At 54.1% G+C, this 19,051-nt stretch carries 16 protein-coding genes; 5 read left to right on the plus strand and 11 right to left on the minus strand.

The window, feature by feature from the left end; genetic code table 11:
- Window positions 1-43: 43 nt before the first annotated feature.
- The 8 genes from xylB to J4E05_RS12925 form a co-directional block, all read right to left on the minus strand.
- Window positions 44-1,510: a xylulokinase gene (gene xylB, locus J4E05_RS12890; protein ID WP_349596172.1), complete on the minus strand. Its 1,467-nt coding sequence runs from the start codon at window positions 1,508-1,510 to the stop codon at window positions 44-46.
- Between the two features lie 164 nt (window positions 1,511-1,674).
- Window positions 1,675-2,562 (minus strand): 3-hydroxybutyryl-CoA dehydrogenase, encoded by an 888-nt coding sequence (locus J4E05_RS12895; protein ID WP_085587038.1) that lies wholly within the window; start codon window positions 2,560-2,562, stop codon window positions 1,675-1,677.
- A gap of 36 nt (window positions 2,563-2,598) precedes the next feature.
- The gene (locus tag J4E05_RS12900) at window positions 2,599-3,534 is read right to left on the minus strand and encodes an electron transfer flavoprotein subunit alpha/FixB family protein (RefSeq protein ID WP_349596175.1); all 936 of its coding nucleotides are present in this window, start codon (window positions 3,532-3,534) and stop codon (window positions 2,599-2,601) included.
- Window positions 3,535-3,549: 15 nt separating this feature from the next.
- Complete coding sequence (locus tag J4E05_RS12905) at window positions 3,550-4,299, minus strand: electron transfer flavoprotein subunit beta/FixA family protein (protein WP_085587040.1); 750 nt, start codon at window positions 4,297-4,299, stop codon at window positions 3,550-3,552.
- A gap of 255 nt (window positions 4,300-4,554) precedes the next feature.
- Entirely contained in the window at window positions 4,555-5,157 is a 603-nt protein-coding gene (locus J4E05_RS12910) for a cob(I)yrinic acid a,c-diamide adenosyltransferase (RefSeq protein WP_349596177.1), read from the minus strand.
- A gap of 93 nt (window positions 5,158-5,250) precedes the next feature.
- Entirely contained in the window at window positions 5,251-5,448 is a 198-nt protein-coding gene (locus tag J4E05_RS12915; RefSeq protein ID WP_085587043.1) for a twin transmembrane helix small protein, read from the minus strand.
- Window positions 5,449-5,785: 337 nt separating this feature from the next.
- Window positions 5,786-6,292 (minus strand): EndoU domain-containing protein, encoded by a 507-nt coding sequence (locus tag J4E05_RS12920; protein WP_349596180.1) that lies wholly within the window; start codon window positions 6,290-6,292, stop codon window positions 5,786-5,788.
- A 145-nt stretch (window positions 6,293-6,437) separates the two neighbouring features.
- Window positions 6,438-7,070 carry a hypothetical protein gene (locus tag J4E05_RS12925; protein WP_085587045.1) on the minus strand — a complete coding sequence of 211 codons (633 nt, stop codon included), beginning with the start codon at window positions 7,068-7,070 and terminating at the stop codon, window positions 6,438-6,440.
- Between the two features lie 155 nt (window positions 7,071-7,225).
- Between J4E05_RS12925 and J4E05_RS12930 the strand changes: the two genes are divergently transcribed.
- The 4 genes from J4E05_RS12930 (at window position 7,226) to J4E05_RS12945 (ending at window position 11,124) form a co-directional block, all read left to right on the plus strand.
- On the plus strand, window positions 7,226-7,672 hold the full coding sequence (locus J4E05_RS12930; protein WP_085587046.1) for a hypothetical protein: 447 nt from the start codon (window positions 7,226-7,228) through the stop codon (window positions 7,670-7,672).
- A gap of 191 nt (window positions 7,673-7,863) precedes the next feature.
- Entirely contained in the window at window positions 7,864-9,030 is a 1,167-nt protein-coding gene (locus J4E05_RS12935) for an adenosylhomocysteinase (protein WP_349596184.1), read from the plus strand.
- A gap of 34 nt (window positions 9,031-9,064) precedes the next feature.
- Entirely contained in the window at window positions 9,065-9,520 is a 456-nt protein-coding gene (locus J4E05_RS12940) for a hypothetical protein (RefSeq protein ID WP_349596186.1), read from the plus strand.
- A 263-nt stretch (window positions 9,521-9,783) separates the two neighbouring features.
- Window positions 9,784-11,124, plus strand: a complete 1,341-nt coding sequence (locus J4E05_RS12945; RefSeq protein ID WP_349596189.1) for a ferredoxin reductase family protein — start codon at window positions 9,784-9,786, stop codon at window positions 11,122-11,124.
- A 94-nt stretch (window positions 11,125-11,218) separates the two neighbouring features.
- On the opposite strand, the gene J4E05_RS12950 is transcribed toward J4E05_RS12945, so the two are convergent.
- The 3 genes from J4E05_RS12950 to ccrA all read right to left on the minus strand — a co-directional run bounded on the left by J4E05_RS12950 (window position 11,219) and on the right by ccrA (window position 16,731).
- Entirely contained in the window at window positions 11,219-13,333 is a 2,115-nt protein-coding gene (locus tag J4E05_RS12950) for a methyl-accepting chemotaxis protein (protein ID WP_349596192.1), read from the minus strand.
- Between the two features lie 182 nt (window positions 13,334-13,515).
- On the minus strand, window positions 13,516-15,192 hold the full coding sequence (locus J4E05_RS12955; RefSeq protein WP_417842437.1) for an acyl-CoA dehydrogenase family protein: 1,677 nt from the start codon (window positions 15,190-15,192) through the stop codon (window positions 13,516-13,518).
- A 258-nt stretch (window positions 15,193-15,450) separates the two neighbouring features.
- Window positions 15,451-16,731, minus strand: coding sequence for a crotonyl-CoA carboxylase/reductase (gene ccrA, locus J4E05_RS12960; protein ID WP_085587051.1), 1,281 nt, complete (start codon window positions 16,729-16,731; stop codon window positions 15,451-15,453).
- Window positions 16,732-16,983: 252 nt separating this feature from the next.
- Between ccrA and J4E05_RS12965 the strand changes: the two genes are divergently transcribed.
- On the plus strand, window positions 16,984-19,044 hold the full coding sequence (locus tag J4E05_RS12965) for an ethylmalonyl-CoA mutase (protein WP_349596195.1): 2,061 nt from the start codon (window positions 16,984-16,986) through the stop codon (window positions 19,042-19,044).
- The last annotated feature ends 7 nt before the right edge of the window (window positions 19,045-19,051 follow it).

Consider the following 19,051-nt stretch of genomic DNA (forward strand, 5'->3'; position numbering starts at 1 on the left):
CGGGGCTGGATGTTTATGCTTTGATACTGATCAGGCTCAGTTTCTAGTGATCCTGAAATTCGTTGGCCAGCGCATCATAGAGGCGGCGAAACTTGGCCATGCGGGGCAGGTATTGTTCGTGTCGGTGCGCATCGGGTTTTAAAACATTTTCGATGACGGGGGGCGTGCAAACATCCTCGATGGTGCCATCCTTCGCCGCCATGCGTGCCAACCTTGCTGCGCCAAATGCCGGGCCTTTGGCCCCGCCCTGATAGCGTGCCAGCGGGGTGCCCATGATATCGGCTATCATTTGGGTCCAGTAAAGGCTGCGTGCGCCGCCGCCAATGACGCCGGGTAATTCGCAATGTGTTCCAGCGGCATGCAGGCACGATTGCGCATCGGCCAAGGCAAAGGCTACGCCCTCCAGCACCGCCTGCACCATATGTTCGCGGGTGGTGTTGGTGCCCAGTCCAAAAAACACCCCGCGTGCATAGGGGTTGTTATGCGGCGTACGTTCGCCACTAAGATACGGCAAAAACATCAGATCAGACGGTTTTTTATGTTGTGCCTCGGTTCGTGCCAACAGGTCTGAAATGTTGGTTTCGCCCAGCATTTTTGCCACCCACGCCAGGCAACTGGCCCCGTTGAGCAAAACGGCCATTTGAAACCAGCGATCGGGCACCGCATGGGCAAAGCTGTGCAGCAGCAGTTCCGGTTTCGGGCGATAGCGATCAGATGCGACAAAAAGCTGTGATGACGTGCCAAGCGAAATAAAACCCGCCCCGTGGGTAACGGCACCGGCCCCCATGCCCCCGGTGGCGGCATCGCCGCCGCCACCCGCAATGACAACATTTTTAGTCATGCCCCAGCGCGCGGCCAAATCGGGGCGCAGCGTGCCTGTGGCATCGCTTCCTTCAAAGAGCGGCGGTAGTTGATCGGCGTTAAGGCCGGTGGCGGCAATGGCATCGGGGTTCCAGGCGCGTGCTTCCTCGTCTAACCATAATGTCCCGGCGGCATCAGACATTTCAGTCGCCTTTTCGCCGCACAAATGCAGGCGGATATAATCCTTGGGCAGCATGATGGTGCGAATCGCCTCAAACACATCGGGTTCGTGTTTGCGCAGCCACATGATTTTGGGTGCCGTCATACCGGGCATGGCGACCACACCGGCGCGCAGGGCAAGGCCGGGAAGCGCGGATTCGAGGTCGTCGCATTCGGCCTTGGCGCGGCCGTCATTCCATAAAATGGCCGGGCGTAGCGGGGTGTCGTCCTCGCCCAGCACCACGGCACCATGCATTTGCCCTGAAAGACCGATGGCACGGACCTGCGATAATGCCCGGGCATTGTTTGCCATGATCAGGTCAATTGCCTGCAGGGTGGCTTCCCACCAGTCGGCCGGGTTTTGTTCGCTCCAATACGGGTGAGGATTGCTAAGCGACAGGGCAATGTCGGCTTCGGCGACAATTGCCGATGTGTCATCCATCAGCAGGGCTTTTACCGCTGATGTGCCAACATCAATTCCCATAAACATCGCAACGCCTCCCGTTAATTTTATTACCTACAGGAGTACAAATTCAGGCGATAAGATCAACTGATTTGATTGCGAATTTTTTGTGTTTGCGACGAAAGGTTGCCGAAATACAAAAAAAGCCACCACCCGAAGGTGATGGCTTGAAAATTGATTTGGCAACCGGTTTAGCGGGTTGGTACCGGTTCGTCGCCCGAATAGTCGTAAAAGCCGCGGCCAACCTTGCGGCCAAGCCAGCCGGCTTCGACATATTTGACCAGAAGCGGGCACGGACGATATTTGGTATCGGCCAGGCCATCATGCAGAACATGCATGATCGACAGGCAGGTATCGAGACCAATAAAGTCGGCCAGTTGCAGCGGGCCCATCGGGTGATTGGCACCTAAACGCAGGGCGGTATCGATCGACTGCACATTGCCCACACCCTCATACAGGGTATAGACCGCTTCGTTGATCATGGGCAGCAAGATGCGATTGACGATAAAGGCCGGGAAATCTTCGGCGCTTGCCGTGTCCTTGCCCAGTTTTTTCGTCAATTCATGAATGGTGCGATAGGTCGTCTCATCGGTGGCGATGCCACGGATCAGTTCAACCAGTTTCATTAACGGCACCGGGTTCATGAAATGCATGCCCATGAACTTTGATGGCCGGTCAGTGTAGGATGCCAGGCGCGTCACCGAAATGGACGACGTGTTGGTCGCAATAATGGCTTCTTCACCCAGAACCGGGCACAACGATTTGAAGATCTGCTTTTTGACTTCTTCGTTTTCCGTCGCCGCTTCGATGACAAGATTGCAGTCAGACAAAAACGTATATTCCACCCCGGTGGTAATCCGGGACAAAGCTTCGTCTTTCTCTGCTTGCGAAATCATCTCTTTTTTAAGCTGGCGGTCCAGGTTCTTGCCAATCTGAACCAGCGCCTTTTCAAGTGCCTGTTCCGATACGTCAAGAAGACGGACGTCATAACCGGCCAGTGCGATCACGTGGGCAATTCCGTTGCCCATCTGACCGGCACCAATGACGCCGATTGTTTTGATATCATCCAATGAAGCCATGTTTCCCCACTTAATCCCTATCCAAAAAGGATCTGACTATTTGTCGAGTTCACTCGCCAATGCGGGAAGGGCCTCGAACAGGTCCGCAACAAGTCCGTAATCGGCAACCGAAAAGATCGGTGCGTCTTCGTCCTTGTTGATCGCAACAATGACCTTACTGTCCTTCATGCCGGCAAGGTGCTGAATAGCACCTGAAATGCCTACCGCAATGTATAGCTGCGGTGCAACAACTTTGCCAGTCTGACCCACCTGCCAGTCGTTCGGGGCGTACCCTGCATCAACTGCTGCGCGTGATGCGCCAATGGCGGCACCCAGTTTGTCGGCAATCGGTTCGATCAGGTGGAAGTTTTCCCCCGACCCCATGCCGCGCCCGCCAGAGATCACAACCGACGCTGCCGCCAGTTCCGGGCGTTCCGACTCGGTCAATTCCTGTCCGACAAAGCTGGATTTACCAAAATCCGACGCCGTCGCAACGGTTTCAACACTGGCCGATCCACCTTCACCTGCAACCGGGTCAAAACCCGTGGTCCGCACTGTAATTATTTTCAGGCTGTCGGAGGACTGCACGGTTGCAAGGGCGTTACCCGCATAAATCGGCCGCACAAAGGTATCGGCACTTTCAACATCAACGATGTCGGAAATTTGCGCGACATCCTTTAGGGCGGCAACGCGGGGCATAAAGTTTTTGCCCGTGGTCGAGGATGCAGCCAGGATGTGGCTGTAATCGCCCGCAAGTTCAATCACCAGACCAGCCAGGTTTTCAGCCAGTGCATGGCCGTAAACGGCATTGTCGGCCAGCAAAACCCTGGCAACGCCATCGGCTTTGGCGGCGGCATCGGCAACGGCGGCACAGTTTTCACCGGCAACCAGTACGGTAATGTCACCGCCAATCTTTTTGGCAGCGGCGATGGTGCAAAGGGTTGCGCCCTTTAATTCGGTATTGTCGTGTTCGGCAATAACTAGAATGCTCATATGACCTGCCCCTGCTTAAATTACTTTGGCTTCGTTACGAAGTTTGTCGACCAGTTCGGCGACATCCGCAACCTTGATGCCCGCCTTGCGTGATGCCGGTTCGGTCACTTTCAGGGTTTTCAGGCGCGGTGCGGTATCGACCCCAAGGTCGGCAGGCGACAGGGTATCAAGCGGCTTTTTCTTGGCCTTCATGATATTGGGAAGCGATGCATAGCGCGGTTCGTTCAGGCGCAAATCGGTGGTCACAATCGCCGGAAGGTCCAGCTTGATGGTCTCAAGGCCGCCATCAACTTCACGGGTGACATCCATTTTGCCATCGGCAATTACGACCTTGGATGCAAACGTACCCTGCGGCCAGCCCAGCAATGCCGCCAGCATCTGGCCGGTCTGGTTGGCGTCATCGTCAATCGCCTGTTTACCCAGAATAACCAGATCGGGGGCTTCTTTTGCCACCACTTCCTTTAGCAGCTTGGCAACCGCTAGCGGCTGCAATTCGTCGTCGCTTTCTACCAGAATGGCGCGATCTGCACCCATGGCAAGGGCCGTGCGCAGGGTTTCCTGCGATTGTTTCACCCCAAGGGATACGGCGACCACTTCGGTGGCACTGCCGGCTTCCTTCAGGCGGACGGCTTCTTCAACGGCAATTTCGTCAAACGGGTTCATGGACATCTTGACGTTGTTTAATTCAACGCCGGACTGGTCCTGTTTGACTCGGATCTTGACGTTGTAATCCACAACGCGCTTAACGGCGACAAGAACCTTCATGACAGACCTGTTCGTTTTTGTTGTCTAACCAATGGATGCATCACCCTTTTAACGGCTTGATACATCCGGTGTTACTGTTTTCCCTGCGATGCACAATAATCGGCACATGCAGGCTTGTCAATTTACGTAAAGAGGTTAACGTTAACGACAACTTCTTTACTGAAAATTTGACCCTGGCAACCGGAATAACCGGGATCAAAAACAATATTTTCAGGAAGGCTGGCAATCTGAATTACGCCTTTCTGAAACCTAATTCTATTTTGTATCGTCTTTGGCGGCATCGCGGGTCAGGCCCGGTTGCCATAAAATATCGTCCTTGCCGCCATTATTGGCGTAGCGCGACAGCACAAACATATGGTCCGACAGGCGGTTGATATAACGTATGGCCTGCGGGTTGATGTTTTCCTGTGCGGCCAGTTCAACCATTTGTCGTTCGGCGCGGCGCGAAACGGTGCGCGCAACGTGCAACTGGGCGGCCAACGCTGTGCCACCGGGCAGGATAAAGGATTTTAGCGGGTTAAGATCGGCATTGATGGCGTCAATTTCGTTTTCCAGCCGGGTTACCTGGCTTTCGACAATGCGCAAGGCCGGATAGTCGCCTGTGTCATCGGTGCCATCGCCCGGCGTGCATAAATCTGCCCCCAGATCAAACAGATCATTTTGAATACGCGCCAGCATGGCATCAATCCCGGGCGCATCGGCGCTGTGCAGCCGGGCAACACCGATGACGGCATTTGTTTCATCCACCGTGCCATAGGCTTCAACGCGAATGTCGCTTTTGGCAACCCGTTTGCCGTTGCCAAGGGCGGTTTTGCCCTTGTCGCCCGATTTGGTGTAAATGCGTGTCAGCTGAACCATGTTTTGCGTGTTCGTTTCCTGTTTGATTTCCGAAGGGCCCGGTATCATCCGTATTGGCGTTGATCCGGGCTGGCGTTCGCTGTGGGTGCTAATCTAGTGGTGACCCATCGCCATGACAGATAAAATCAGCAACAACAAAATTGCACCTGCCTGCGCAATAATGCGCCATTGCATCAGTTTGTTGGATGTCCGCGCACTTTTGCCCCGGGCCATCGTAATAATGCCCAGCACCAGAATGATGCCTACCGCTGCCATCGCCAGCAAAACACCGATTTGCAAAAACGCAGCCATTTATCGTCTCCGTTAGAACCCGCCCGATATGTAATCTGGCACCAGGTTTCAGCAAGGCACCAGACTGGCTCACAGGCATTTGAGAACCCGATTGTGAACCGCCCTGATCGCATCGGCAAGGATCAGGGGCCGGTATGCTGCGTCAATCTGCCCGTCAGGGCAAGTTTTGCTGTAACGAAGTTGAAAAAAATCCGTTTTTCCCTGTCAACCATCATAAAATCCGGCGGTAAAACACCACAAACAGCAAAAGGAAGCCCGCGCAAATGGCGCAGACTTCCGTTGTTTTTATTTGCTCGTGTTTGTCCGGGTGGGGTTTGAGTGTTTTTGGCGGGCCGGTTTAAAGGCGAGGATAGGCGGTGTTGACATACCACCCGGTGGGATTGGCATATAACCAGAACAGCCTGATTTCAAATTGCCGGTTTTGGGTTGTCAGGCAGGTGGGGCCAGACATGTTATTGTGCCGGGCGGCGTGCGCGATGGCATCAAGCACATTGTTCATCGTGCAATGGTCGGGAAACATGGTTGATCTGGCTTTGTTAAGCTGATCGATGCCGTCGCTGACCAGAAAATTGTTTAATTCGTATATTCCGTTGGTGTGCCATTGTCCGTGATCCGGGTGTGATATGACCAGCGCACTGCTATAGGCATCGAATTTAACCGTATCCGGTGTTTCGCCATCTGGTTGCGAATGAAAACCAACAGCCCCGTAACGGCCAATTTCACCACAAAAAACATGACGTTGATTAATGTCGATATGATCGACGGTCGCAAGGCGCGTTAAAGTTGTGCAGTTAATGCGGGCCGATGCCGGGCGCGCAAACGCCATTGTTATGGTTAGAAACATTGCCGTTGCGAAAATGATGGGTGGGGAGAGCCACCTGAAGGTGCAAAATTTGTTTTGCACGGCTGTTTTCCTTTTTTCTGCCATACGGGGGCAAGGGAGGCTGCCCCCGTATGGTGCAAAGGCCGGGCCGGGTTAGGGACGACGATTATTGATGGAACAGGCCGCTTTTGCCGTCATAGGTCATGGCGATTTCGTTGACCCCGCCACCGAATTTGGCCACCGACTGTTTGCCGGTAACATCGGTGATGATGGTCGAGCTTTCGAAATGCCCTTCAAGCCAGATATAGACGTGGGTGTAAGGGGTAACCTGGATCTGCTGGGTGGCCAGAACCGAATTGGCCGAAATCGGCTTGCGTTCTTCGATTTTCTGGTTGACCTGTGCTGTCTGCGACAGACCAAAGGTCAGGCAGGGGTATTTGCCATAGGACATGTCGTTCTGTGCGGCAAAGGTGCCCGATGCCACATCGGCACTTTTAACCGGCTGCCCAAAGGTCGCACTATCGCCAAAGGTGTAAATGGAGCCGGTCATTGACGGGCCAGGCTGAACTTCGGACAGCTTGGTGATTTTTTCGCCATTGGTGCCCGTCGATGCGGTCGAAGCATAAAGCCAGTATTCTTCCGACCACTGAATGGAATTGCTTTCAAACGGGTCAAAAGCCACCCAGATCACGCTGACGGACGAATTGCCCACCGGTTTTGCCAGGGCGATTTTCTGCTGCGCACCATTGATGATGTTCAGGTCCGTGGGGTCAACATTAAGGGTGAGGGTATAATCCATTTTGTTCTCCTGAAATTTTGTTGTGACTGAGCTTTCTGCTCGCCGTTAGGAGTACGTTAAAAGTATTACGCGCATAACGGGTATGATTCCACTGATATTAAACCTTAAATCACCACAAGGTAAGACAGATGGAAACTGTAACCAGGGGCAGAACTATGGAACGTCAAATTTTTAAAGGGTTCCCGATCTATGATCACGAAGCCTTCGCGACACTGGAACATTTGTTTGAAGAAAACCGTGGATTAATAATGGCTTCACTGCCATGGCTGGTCGCTGAACTGATCGAGGATTTTGGCTTTCGCGAGGCACTTGAGTTTGTGTATTGCCACGGGGGACGTAAAATTTATCTGCGTAATGATCGCGCTGATCTGGCCCGCAAAATGGATTTAAATATCTCGCAAAAGTTGCATGAGCGTATTTTAAACCTGTCAAGCAGCAGTGGATATGTTGAAATACCTTCTCCGTGGGGCGTGTCTGAATCCATTCGTCGGGCGCTGATTATGGGTGACTACAGCAAGGGTATGAACCGCGAGGAAATCCGCCAGACCTATGGGCTGTCGAGCCGGGCGCTGACCAATATTTTCAGTGTAAATAGAAACTAGTCTGCAATCAGTGGTCGTTCAACGGGTTGTGTGCCCCTGTTCTGTGCGGTTGTTAAGCCCCGGGGCAGGGGTATTTTTTATGGCATTGTGCTGGGTGCTTTTCATTTTGGATCGAACCGATTACCAAGGCAGTCAGATCACTGTCCTGATGGCCAGTTTCGGATCACATTTTGCAAAATGGGCCCCACACCATGAATAGTCGTATCAAGGATGCCGCGCTGGCAGCACACATTACCGACGAAACCCTGGCCTGGCGCCAGGTGATTTGCCCGGTGACCGCCGCCTATGGCAAATATGTTGCCCGGCGCGATTTGCAGGGCAAAACCATCGTCAGTTTTCAGCATGTTCTGGAAGACACCATTCCTACCCTGTTGCCGTTTGTCCAGGCGGGCGCACGGGTAAAGGTGGGGGCCTGTAACCCTGACAGCACCGACGATGCTGCCGCTGCCTATCTGGCGCAAAACGGGGTCGAGGTTCACGCCTTTTCCGGCATGACGCCCGATGAATATGCCAAAAGCATTGATATTTTATCGAACGAACCAGCCGATATTATTGCCGATATGGGTGGGGAATTGATCGAGGCATTTGTTAAAAAAGGCCATAAGGTGGATGGTGCCCTTGAAGCCACCACAACCGGTGTTCACCGGGTGGAAAAGCTGGATTTGAATTTTCCGGTTTTTAACTGGAACGATATCGCCATCAAGGATCGCCTCCATAACCGCCACCATGTTGCACAGGAAATGTGGCCGGTTTTTTCCAATGTTACCGGGTTGGCCCTGTATGGCCGCACGGTTCTCGTGATTGGTTTTGGCCCGGTCGGGCGTGGTGTGGCCGAGCGGGCACGTAACCTGGGGGCTGTGGTTTCGGTTGCCGAACGCGACCCGGTTCGCGCGCTCGAAGCCCAGCATCACGGGTGCGCGGTGGTGGACCTGGAAACCGGTCTTAAAAACAATGCCATCATTGTAACGGCAACCGGCCTGTCGGGCATATTGGGCAAAATACAGCTTAAACAGGTGCGGCGCGGGGCCGTTTTGGTCAATGTTGGCCATTCCAACACCGAAATTGATGTTGCCTGGCTTGATACCCTGCCAAAAACCCGGATGCGCCGCCATATCGAACGCTTTGATCTGAGCGATGACAAACAGGTTTATCTGCTTAACCGCGGCAGCCTGCTTAACCTTGCGCCGGGTATGGGCGGGTCGGGCAAGGATCTGTTTGATCCGTTTTCGGCTATTTTGTTGCGCGGGATCGACTGGCTGGCATCGGGCGGGGCGGCACCATTCAAACCCGGCTTTTGGGATTACCCTGCCGAGCTTGAAGGCGAAATTGCCCAGCGGATTCTGGTGTCGCACAATTAGAAATAACGATCACCTAAAAAGCCGCGGGGGCCCGATGAAAGCGCTGGAATGGATTGAAAGCAAACTTCACCATGCCAGGGCCCCGCGGCTTTATTGCGGTGGGCTGGCTGTGCGGGCTTATGGCGGGTCGCGCCCCTTAAATGATATTGACCTGTTTGTGCCCGACGCGCATTTCTGGCCGCTGGTTGATGCACTAGGTGCTTATATTCGAAAACCCGCCCTTCGCCAGCGTGAAGCAGGCTGGGATCTGACCTATGCGCAATTTGTTTATGATGGCATAAAAATTGAAATTGGCAGCGATGACCATCCCCGTATTCAGGATGGCATGACCGGGGACTGGGGTGTCCTTGATATTGATTATGCTGCCGCCGAACAGCGAACCTATGCAGGATGCACGATTCCGTTAATGGCGCGCCGGCAACTGATTGCCTATAAGCGCACCCTGCGACGTGACGTTGACCTGATAGATGTTAGCCAGATTGATCGATAGCTAAGGGGGTTATATCGGCCCTTTTCATATGGTTCAGAAAAACCGCCCTTTCCGGTTTTCGTTTGAATATCCAGGGGAAACCGGCACTTACATACCTGGACTGGGATGTGTCTGAATAACATTCGCAAAATCAGAAGGTTAGCTGTTACATTTTAGTACAAATTTCCGTTGTTTCGGCATAGTTCTGCGACCGCAGTGTGGTTTAACCGGCTTGTGGGCAAAGGCCCCGATGGCTTGGCCATGGATGCGCAAAGGACAATATCATGCGAAACATAAAATGGATTTTCTGTGTCTTCCTGCTGGGAGTTTCCGGCCTGTGGGTGGCGGAACATCCTGATTTCTGGGCGCAGGATAATGTTATTCTGGTGCGCAATCAGGTTTTGCAACTTACCGGGCTGATGGCAATTTCCCTGATGAGCCTGATCATGATTTTGGCGACCCGGCCCAAATGGCTTGAACCCGTGCTGGGCGGGCTTGATAAAACATATCGTTTGCACAAAGGGCTGGGCATTGCCGCGCTGGTTATGGCGGTAACCCACTGGTTGTGGGTAGAGGGGCCCAAATGGCTTAAGGGCCTGGGGCTGTTAAATGTCAATCGCCCGCCGCGCCCTTCACAGGAAGGCTGGGGCATGTTGCAGAAATTCCTGATGTCGCAACGCCATCTGGCCGAAAGCATTGGCGAATGGAGCTTTTATATCGCGGCGGCCCTGATGGTGATTGCCCTGGTTAAACTGGTTCCCTATCGCTGGTTTGCCAAAACCCATAAATTTATTGCCTTTGCCTATCTGGCACTGGTGTTTCATGCGCTGGTTCTGTTCAATTTTGATGACTGGGCAGGCCCTGTCGGGGTGCTGTTGGCAATTTTTCTGGGGGCCGGGGCATACAGTGCCGTTCTGGTTTTGACCAATCGGGTGGGTCGCAAATCAACTGTGATGGCAACAGTGGAAAAAACCGAATCATTTCCAGCCATTAAGTCGCTGGAAATAACGTTAAAGCTCGATCAGGGCTGGCACGGGCATAAGGCCGGGCAGTTTGCCTTTGTCACCTTTGATGAACAGGAAGGCGCGCATCCTTTTACCATTGCATCGTCCTGGGATGCCAGTGACCGCCGCCTTAAGATGTTGGTAAAGGCACTGGGTGATTATACCCGCAAGTTACCCCGGCATTTGCAGGTTGGCCGCGCCGCCCGCATCGAAGGTCCCTATGGGGCATTTACCTTTGATGCCGCTGGAACACGGCAGGTCTGGGTTAGTGGCGGCATTGGCATTACACCTTTTTTGGCCCGGTTAAAGGAACTGGCAGACCTGCCCGCCTCTGAACGCCAGAATATCGATCTTTATCATTCTGTTCCGGTCGAGGATGAAGAACTGTCGTCCCGGTTAAAAATGCTGGCGCAGCAGGCGGGGGTTAAACTGCATATTATCCTTGATGGCCGCGATGATCTGTTAACCGGTGCCAGGTTGCGCAACGATGTAACAGAATGGAAAACAGCCAGTTTCTGGTTTTGCGGGCCGCGCAACTTTGGCACTGCCCTGTATCGGGACCTTACCGGGCATGGCCTGCCTGCCACCCGTTTCCATCAGGAACTTTTTGAATTCCGATAAGGCCGCAATACCCTTGGGATACTGTTATATTTTTCGCTGGCAGCAAGGTTTTATCGCTTTGCTGCCAGCGGGGTTTATGTCGCCTTTGCCTGGTTCAGGCGCGATAACCGATGCGCAAATTGCCCCAATGTTTGCCGTTTACCATAATCGGCACATCGCATTCCTTCATGAAGACAACCTTGTCGCCCATGTCGCGGAAATAGGTTTGCAGCAATACCGGTTTGGTGTTGCGTGCGGCCATTAATCCGGCGCGATCATCAAAAATGCGGCGGTTACGGGCATTGCCCATGTTCCATACCGGGTCGTTGGGGCGTTGGGGTTGGCTGAAAACTTTATTGTGGGTCGGCAAATACCCGTTCTGGTCAACCGATGCCACAAACACAATATGCGAATCCTTGCCCAATGTGCCTTCCTGCAAGGGGGCAAAATGGGTGTCGGTGAATTTCAGGAATGCGGTGGTAAACTGTTTGGGGTCCGTACCCTCGATCAGTTGATAACGCGGTTTCATCAAATCATCGATTTTAAGTTCACCCCGGCGCACTGCATCGTCAAACAGTTTGCCAAGCTGCTGTGCCAGCGGTTTGCCCAGTTCGGCAATTTTTTCGTCATGGGCGCGGGTTTTAACCAGCATATCGTCGATGACCTTGTGGGCTTCTGCCGTAAGCTGGTCAAACTGGATATGCGACCCCAGGTTTGAAACCGCCTTTAAGGTGCCGTGCAGGCGGGTGTCGCCATCCAGTGTGATAGAAACGGGTTTTCCGGCATCGGATTCGCGGGCCTCGATCCGGGCAAGAAGGCCTGCGGTTGACATATCGGCGGTAACGCCGGTGCGGCTGTCGCCTTTGCCAAAATCCACCATAATATCAACGGCAATCGGCACCCGCCGGCCTGCCTTGTTTTTGGTATCATTGCCGGTGCCATCACCGGTGTTTGTGGTGCGCAGCACAGCCCTGAAACGCTGGTCCATTTCGCTGACATCACGGCGAATGTTGGTGGCCAGCCCGCGCAGATTTTCCGATGTATCCCGTGCATTCTGCGCTTTGCTGTGTGCCAGGCCGATATCTTCGGCAATGCCGGCCATATGGGTTGATACTTCCTGTGCGCTGCCCGAAATTTCATTAATGGCGGCGGTTTGCTGTTCCACCGATACGGAAATATCACTGGAAAGGCGGCTGACTTCATCAATCGCGCCGCCAATGCCTTCTATGGCACCAACCGCACTTGATGTTGCCTGTTGAATGGCCTGAATTTGTGCATTGATATCGGAAATGGCTTTTTCGGTTTGGGTGGCAAGGTTTTTCACCTCGTTGGCAACCACGGCAAACCCCTTGCCGGCGTCACCGGCCCGTGCGGCCTCGATGGTGGCATTGAGTGCGAGCATTTTGGTCTGGTCGGAAATGCGTTTGACAATATCAACCACCTTGCCAATTTCACCAGCCGTGCTTGACAGACTTGCCATGGTGCCGGTGGTTTCCTCAACCCGGATTACGGCCTGCCCGGCAATATCGCTGGTTTGGTGAATGCGCTGGGCAATTTCCTGGCTGGATGCCTGCAATTCCTCGGTTGCCGATGCAACAGTATTTACATTGCCGCTGGCAATGGCCGTGGTTTCGGTAATGCGTTCGACCAGCTTTGATAATTCCCGCGAATCGGTTTCCATGACTTGGGAAACATCATTCATGCGCCCGGCCTGAAAGCCGACTTCGGAAATGATATTATCGGTTTCGCGTTCAATAATTTCCGAAATCGCCTGTATTTCACTGCCGGATCGCGCCGTGTTACCAGACCCTGTCTGTTGCATCTGACGGCCTAAAACCGCGCCCATATCGGTATAAAATGTGGTGCGAATGGCATCGGCACACATTTGCGCCTTGCTGCCACGAAGGTGCGATGTCACATGGCGCAGGGCATTGGCAACGGCATTTTCATAGGCCGTGACAATGGCGGTTGTGGTCGGTAACGGGGCCATGCCCGAAACCGGGTTTTTGCCAAGGTCGCGGGTAATGGTTTCGGGGCCGCTCGCACTTAGCAATTCCTGCCAGTATTGTGCCATTTCAGTTGCTTTTTGCGCGGCATCGGGCGGCGAGGGGGGCGCAAGGCGCGCAATAAAATCCCTGGCGATTTCGCCAAGATGCGGGGATATGACATCAAATGCGGCACGGGCATGGGTCAGGGATGCAGCACCCGGGGCTGCCTGGCGAATATCCATGGGACGTCTCCTTTGGATTTATCAGGTTTTTCCCGATAATTCATTTTGTTGTCATGAAGCCTATCTCTATATGGGGGGGGATGTCATATTGTACTTTAGGTTGAGGGGCAAAAAAACGGGTGCCAGCACGCTGACACCCGCAAGGCTGGGCCAGTTGGCCCCGGTTCGGTACGGGGCGAATTTTAGCGCCCCAAAAGCCCTCGGGTCACGACCTGTGCCTGTATTTCGGCCGCCCCTTCAAAAATGTTTAATATGCGTGCGTCACACAAAACCCGGCTGATCTGGTATTCGGTGGCATAGCCATTACCGCCATGAATTTGCAGGGCATTATCCGCATTTGACCATGCCACGCGGGCGCCGAGCAATTTTGCCATGCCCGCTTCGATGTCACAGCGAATGTCCTGGTCTTTTTCAATGGCGGAAAAATAGGTCAGTTGGCGGGCAATCATGGTTTCCACCACCATCCAGGCGATTTTGCCATACACACGCGGAAAGGCATAAAGCGGTTTGCCAAACTGGATGCGCTCCTGGGCATAGCGCATGCCAATTTCCAGCGCATTTTGGGCCACGCCAACCGCACGGGCTGCGGTTTGGATGCGGGCGGATTCAAACGTTGCCATTAATTGTTTAAAACCCTGGCCTTCCACCCCGCCCAACAGGTTTTCGGCTGGCACACGAAAACCGTCAAAGCCCAGCTCATATTCCTTCATGCCGCGATAGCCCAAAACCTCGATCTCGCCGCCACTCATGCCTTCGGCGGGAAACGGGTTTTCATCGGTGCCACGCGGTTTTTCGGCCAGCAACATCGACAGGCCGCGATACCCGGCCTGATCGGGGTTGGTACGTGTCATCAATGTCATCAAATCGGATCGGGCGGCGTGGGTGATCCATGTTTTGTTGCCCGAAACGCTGTAACAGTCGCCCTCTTTTATCGCACGGGTGCGCAAATTTGCCAGATCAGACCCGTTATTGGGTTCGGTGAACACAGCAGTGGGCAAAATTTCGCCCGATGCCAGCTTGGGCAGGTAATGGTTCTTTTGCGCATCGGTGCCGCCAAGGCGGATCAGTTCGGCGGCAATTTCGGACCGTGTACCGAGCGACCCCACCCCGATATAGCCGCGCGAAAGCTCCTCGGTCACCACGCACATGGCGGTTTTACCCATGCCAAGGCCACCAAACTCTTCGGGAATGGTCAGGCCAAACACGCCCAGTTCGGCCATTTCATTGACAATTTCAATCGGAATTAATTCATCGCGTTCGTGCCAACCGTGCGCATACGGGCTGACTTTTTCCTCAACAAAGCGGCGAAACTGGTCGCGCACCATATCAAGGGTGTCGTCTTCCAGCCCGCCATTGCCAAACTGGCCGCTTGCCAGGCTGTCGCCGATTTCGTCGGCAATGGCGCGGCGTGTGGCATCAACATTGCCCTGCGCGATCAGTGTTTGCACCGATATGTCGGCGTTAAATCCGGCGATGGCTTCGGGGGCCGTGCCCATTACGCCAAGGCGAATGATTTCACCTTGTGACATGGCGATGCCACCTGAAATCTGGGCCAGATATTCGCCAAAGGCCGCCTGCAAAATCAGTTGTTCCAACCGTCCGAATTTGTCCTGTTGTTCCAGCCTGGCTGCCCATGCGCGCATTTGGCGCAGCGCGTTAACATAGGTGGCAAACCAGGCAAAGCCGTGGGCGGAAAACTGGTGTTTTTCCATTTGGTCGGCATCAAGTTTGCCATCCGGGCAAATGGTGGTACTGACGGCATCACGCGTGGCATCATAAAGCGGGTTCAGGGCGGAAAGGGCACCGTCACACAGGGATGTCAGGTTGGCGATCAGGGTGTTTTCTGTCATGGCATTCATGGCTTTATCCTGTCAGGCGGCACCTTGCGGCACACATCATGGTAAGGCGTTGGTCGTGCAAGTGGCGGTATTTCGGTATTATCGGGGCCAATATGATGCGACGCCCGCTTTAAGGCGCAAAGATATTTATAAATCAAAACCGGGACGTGATCCTGCCCGTAACGGGCGAGGTTCGGGCAGGATCGCGCCGGTCACAGTCGAAAGTGGCAAGGGATGCGTGTCGAGGGAACCAAACCGTCATCGCCTGCCATGTGGGATTTATCCTTCGACTGCGTCTTCAAGGGTGCGCATACCCGGTCGTTTGGCCTGAACCAGTACCGCCATGTTGCCGGGCTTGTGTTCGTTGCGCATCATTTTCATGTGGGCACGCGGTATGTCTTCCCACGAAAATACATCTGACATGCTGGGGTCGATCCGGCGTTCGATCACCAGTTTGTTGGCCTGTGCCGCCTGTTTGAGGTTGGCAAAGTGGCTGCCCTGAATGCGTTTTTGCCGCATCCAGACAAAACGGGCATCGAAGGTCAGGTTAAAGCCGGTGGTGCCGGCGCAAAACACCACCATACCACCGCGTTTGACCACGTTGCACGATACGGGGAAGGTTTGCTCGCCCGGATGTTCAAACACAATGTCGACATCCACGCCCTTGCCAGTAATATCCCAGATCGCCTTGCCAAATTTGCGCACTTCTTTCATATAGGCGCCAAATTCCGGGCCATTCACGGTGGGAAGCTGGCCCCAGCAATCAAAATCCTTGCGGTTGATGACGGCTTTGGCCCCCAGACCCAGCACAAATTCGCGTTTGCTTTCATCGGAAATAACGCCAATGGCATTGGCCCCGGCGGTGGTAATCAGCTGGATCGCCATTGACCCAAGGCCACCCGATGCCCCCCATACCAGCACGTTATGGCCGGGCCGCAAAATATGCGGGCGATGCCCAAACAACATGCGATAGGCCGTTGCCAGTGTCAGCGTGTAACACGCACTTTCTTCCCATGTCAGGTGTTTGGGGCGTGGCATTAATTGTTGCGATTGCACATTGGTAAACTGGGCAAAAGACCCGTCAGGCGTTTCATAACCCCAAATGCGCTGGGTCGGCGATAACATCGGGTCGCCGCCATTGCATTCCTCGTCGTCGCCATCATCCTGATTACAGTGAATGACCACTTCGTCCCCCACTTTCCAGCGGGTAACCTTGGACCCCACCGCCCAGACAATGCCCGACGCGTCAGAACCGGCAATGTGGAACGGTTCGCTATGGACATCAAATACCGAAATCGGTTTGCCAAGGGCCGCCCACACGCCGTTGTAATTGACCCCGGCCGCCATCACCAGCACCAGAACCTCGTGCGAGTCGAGAACCGGGACATCAACCACTTCGCATTGCATTGCGGTATCGGGTTCGCCATGCCGTTCGCGGCGAATGGCCCAGGCATACATCTGTTTTGGCACATGGCCCAGCGGCGGAATTTCACCAATGTCATAAAGGTCTTTGACGTCCGGTCCGCCCCGGTACGAAATAATCTCAGCGGCGGTGTTCATGGCCTTCACTCCTTTTTCGGGCCGCGTGCGGCACGGAATAACGACTTGTCGGCTTGGGGAAGGCGTAAGTTTTCCGATTCCCCGATGGCAATGGCATCTAACGCTTTGGTTTCACTGCATTGCGTAATTTCGCTTTTATCGCGTTGCACAAATTGTTATATAATTACTCATAACTTGTCTAGTGGGTAATTTAAGAACGTTTTCACGAAATAATCGGAAAGCGTTTAAGCAACAAATGTACGCGAGGTCGCCATGTCATCAGATCGCACACGCACTGCAACATCGCCGGAACGCGACCGGCCGTGGCTGATTCGCACCTATGCCGGGCACAGTTCGGCCCAGGCATCAAATGCGCTGTATCGGCAAAACCTGGCCAAGGGGCAAACCGGCCTGTCGGTGGCGTTCGACCTGCCCACCCAGACCGGATATGATTCCGACCATGTGCTGGCGCGCGGCGAGGTCGGCAAGGTGGGGGTTCCGGTATCGCATCTGGGCGATATGGAAACCCTGTTTGAGGGTATCCCGCTTGATAAAATGAATACATCCATGACCATCAATGCCCCGGCGGCATGGTTGCTGGCACTGTATATCGCGGTGGCGGAAAAGCAGGGCGTAAAGCGCGCCGATTTGCAGGGCACGACGCAAAACGACATCATCAAGGAATATCTGTCACGCGGGACCTATATTTTCCCGCCCGCCCCCAGTTTGAAACTGATCACCGATGTGGCGGCCTTTACCTATCGCGAGGTGCCAAAATGGAACCCGATGAATGTGTGTTCCTATCACTTGCAGGAAGCCGGGGCGACGCCGGAACAGGAACTGGCCTTTGCCCTGGCAACCGCCATTGCCGTGCTGGATGCCGTGCGCAGCTCGGGCCAGGTGCCCGAGGATGAATTTGGTCAGGTGGTGGGGCGAATTTCGTTTTTTGTGAATGCCGGTATTCGCTTTGTCACTGAAATTTGCAAAATGCGGGCGTTTTGCGAGCTATGGGATGAAATTACCCAAACCCGTTATGGCATTAGCGATGAAAAATTCCGCCGGTTTCGTTATGGCGTGCAGGTGAATTCACTGGGGCTGACCGAACAGCAACCTGAAAACAATGTATACCGCATTTTGATTGAAATGCTGTCGGTGGTGTTGTCGAAAAACGCCCGGGCGCGCGCCGTGCAGCTTCCGGCCTGGAACGAGGCGCTGGGGCTGCCGCGCCCGTGGGATCAGCAATGGTCGTTGCGCCTGCAACAGATCATGGCCTATGAAACCGACCTTCTGGAATATGAAGACCTGTTTGATGGCAACCCGGCGATAGAGCGCAAGGTGGCAACGTTAAAACAGGGCGCATTGGCCGAACTGGCGAAAATAGATGCCATGGGCGGGGCGATTGCGGCGGTGGATAGCGGCTATATGAAGGGCGAACTGGTGAAGTCCAATGCACAGCGTTTGTCCGATATTGAAAACGATGTAACCCGCATTATTGGCGTAAATGCTTTTGTTGAAACCGAACCCTCGCCGTTAACCGCAGATGGTATTCAGTCGATCATGATGGTCGATGACATGGTCGAACACGAACAGATTGAAAAACTGAAAGAATGGCGTTCCGCTCGTGATCAGGCCGCCATTGCCAAAAGCCTTGCCGGTCTTGAAGCTGCCGCACGCGAAAATCGCAACATCATGGAAAGTTCCATCGCATGTGCCCACGCCGGGGTTACGACCGGGGAATGGTCCGAAACCCTCCGTCAAGTCTTTGGCGAATATCGTGCACCAACCGGGGTCACATCCATGATTGTGACTGGCGAGGAGGACAACATCAAAAAACTGCGCAGTCGTGTGGCTGAAATTTCCGAAAAGCTTGGCGAACGGATGAAAATGCTGGTCGGAAAGCCGGGGCTGGATGGGCATTCCAACGGGGCTGAACAAATCGCGGTCAAGGCGGGGGATGCCGGAATCGAAGTCCTTTATGACGGCATTCGCTGGACGCCCGATAAACTGGTGCGTAACGCCATTGACGAAGGTGCCCATGTGATCGGCCTTTCGATTCTGTCCGGGTCGCATGTGGCGCTGGTTCGTGAAGTTGTAAATGGTTTACGGGCGCATGGGGCGGGGCATATCCCCGTTGTTGTCGGGGGTATCATTCCCAATTCAGATATACTTGTTTTGCGTCAGATGGGCGTATCGGCGGTTTATACGCCCAAGGATTACCAACTGGTCCGGGTGATTTCTGAAATTGTCGATCTGGTGGATCGCAAATTATCTGAGTATCCGGCCCCGCGTAATGTTGAAGGCGCGCCTGACGCGGGCCAAACCAGCATCTATTGATTGCGGC

This window comes from Thalassospira sp. NFXS8, assembly GCF_040148805.1.
Taxonomy (GTDB): Bacteria; Pseudomonadota; Alphaproteobacteria; order Rhodospirillales; family Thalassospiraceae; genus Thalassospira.